We start from the raw sequence: 930 nt of genomic DNA, 5'->3' as shown, positions 1-930 counted from the left end.
ACTGGAGTCCAGACTGCTACCTTTCTCAGCGGTCAGCGGTCAGCGGCCAGCGGTCAGCGGTCAGCGGTCAGCGATCAGCGGTCAGCGGTCAGCCGTCAGCGGTCAGCCGTCAGCGGTCAGCGGTCAGCCGTCAGCGGTCAGCCGTCAGCGGTCAGCCGTCAGCGGTCAGCCGTCAGCGGTCAGCGGTCAGCCGTCAGCTGATAGCTGACCGCTGTTCGCGTAGCGTGCGAAGCGCGATCGCGTAACCAACCAAAATCCCGAGGGTGTGTTAGCAATAGAGTAACCCACCAAAGTCAGTACGTAAGCATTCAGCTATCAGCTAATGCGCGTAGCGCAATCGGTGCTTTTGAATAAAATAAGCTGACGGCAATAAAATAAGCTGAGGGCTGAGGGCTGACGGCTGAATGCTTACGTCAGTACTGCTAAAAAAACCCATGTCTCAAACCATTTTAAAACCCAAAACTACAATTCCACCCCTCGAAAACGGTGATCAACTTACTCAGGTTGAATTTGAACAGCGTTATGAACAAATGCCTGATGTCAAAAAAGCGGAATTAATCGAAGGAATTGTTTATATGGCATCACCCTTAAGAATGACCCAACATGCTAATCCCCATGCTCGTATTATGACTTGGTTAGGTACATATTGGTCAGCTACACCAGGGGTAGAAGTGGGAGATAATGCGACTGTACGTCTAGATGCCGACAATGAACCTCAACCGGATGCTTTACTAAGACTAACGGTAGATGGACAATCAAGGATTAGTGAAGACGGCTATGTAGAAGGTGCGCCAGAATTAATCGTAGAAATAGCAGCCAGTACGGCCTCTATTGATTTAAATGATAAATTAAAAGCTTACCGACGTAATCAAGTTCAAGAATATTTAGTTTGGCGGGTTTATGACGGAGAACTTGATTGGTTTCGGTTAA

2 protein-coding genes and 1 pseudogene are annotated in these 930 nt (G+C 48.5%); all 3 read left to right on the top strand.

The features are described 5' to 3' along the window. Nucleotides 1–131 (top strand): annotated as a pseudogene (locus F6K37_RS45100) (hypothetical protein); the annotation flags it as partial. Then, a complete protein-coding gene (locus tag F6K37_RS45095) occupies nucleotides 74–208 on the top strand; it encodes a hypothetical protein (RefSeq protein WP_353838949.1) in 135 nt (44 codons plus the stop codon). The pseudogene F6K37_RS45100 and the gene F6K37_RS45095, both read left to right, overlap by 58 nt. A 226-nt stretch (nucleotides 209–434) precedes the next feature. Continuing rightward, a partial coding sequence (locus F6K37_RS37235) for a Uma2 family endonuclease (protein ID WP_287256024.1) occupies nucleotides 435–930 on the top strand: 496 nt, incomplete at its 3' end.

This window comes from Moorena sp. SIO4E2 (assembly GCF_010671945.1).
Lineage (GTDB): Bacteria > Cyanobacteriota > Cyanobacteriia > Cyanobacteriales > Coleofasciculaceae > Moorena > Moorena producens.
Note: the sequence above shows the minus strand (reverse complement) of the source record. Positions and strands in the feature narration are given on the sequence as shown.